Genomic DNA, 1,103 nt, shown 5'->3' on the forward strand with positions numbered 1-1,103 from the left:
GGGACGCACGAGCATCTTCACCGCAGCAGGCGGGTTCACCGAGATGGCCGGCTGGATGGCCCACGACGCCGGCCACGATCAGATCGCCCGCCAGCACTTCCGCCGTTCGCTCGACCTGGCCCGGATGGGCGGAGACCCGCACCTCGCCGCCCACGTCTACGCCAGCATGAGCCAACTGTCCCTGCACCAGGACGAGCCCGACAAGGCCATCTCCCTGGCGCGCCAGGGCCACGCCGAACTCGCCGACACCCCGCCGGCGCCGGCACTCTCCGCACGGCTCTACGCCATGGAAGCCCGCGGCTTGGCCGCACTGGCCGACGGAACCGCCTGTGCAGACGCATTGCAGCATGCCGAGAAGGCACTCGAACGCTCCCCCGATGACAGACAGTCCCCGTGGGTCAGCCCCTTCGACGCAGGCTCTCTAGCAAGTGAAGCCGCTCGCTGCATGCGCCAGCTCGGCGACCTGGCCGAAGCCGAGCGCCAAGCCCGGCAGATAATCAAGCTTCGTGCCGACAGCCACACACGTAGCCGGGCCTTCGCCAGGCTGCTCCTGGTGACCGTGCTCATCGCGCAAGGCAGGCCAGACGAGGCGTGCTTCCAAGCTCGCGAAACACTCAACCTCATCGAGGGACTGAGCTCGCACCTCGTAACGCAACAGCTCGATGAGCTGCGCGCCCTACTCCGACCGCACCGAGCGAACTCCACAGTCGCCGAGTTTCTCCCCTGCCTCGAACATGCCCTCAGGGGCAGGCGCGATCTCTACAGTTGGCTGAGCAGCGACGCCACCGGAGCAGGTTAGGCCGAGGAGATTCGATGCCTCCAGAAGAACCGCTCTACGAGCGTGACCCCGAGGCATGGCGTGCCTATCTCGCCGAGGGCAACGCCACCCAGCCGCGCAAGCGCGTAGGCGCCGACGCCCTCATCCGCGACGAGGCAGGCCGCCTGCTCCTCGTCGACCCTAGATACAAACCGGACTGGGACTTACCTGGCGGGATGAGTGAGGCCAACGAGCCGCCGACCGAGACCGTCCGCCGCGAACTGAAAGAAGAACTGGGCCTCGACCTGCACCCCGGACAGCTCCTGTGCATCGACTGGGTGTCCCC

The 1,103-nt window shown here is 67.4% G+C and carries 2 protein-coding genes; both read left to right on the top strand.

The window, feature by feature from the left end:
• Positions 1 to 799: NsdA family TPR-like regulatory protein (locus tag ABT299_RS52790; RefSeq protein WP_500255499.1), on the top strand; the 799-nt coding region annotated here is incomplete at its 5' end.
• Positions 800 to 813: 14 nt separating this feature from the next.
• On the top strand, positions 814 to 1,103 hold a 290-nt coding region (locus ABT299_RS52795; RefSeq protein WP_500255500.1), incomplete at its 3' end, for an NUDIX domain-containing protein.

Source organism: Spirillospora sp. NPDC000708 (assembly GCF_040299565.1).
Classification (GTDB): domain Bacteria; phylum Actinomycetota; class Actinomycetes; order Streptosporangiales; family Streptosporangiaceae; genus Spirillospora.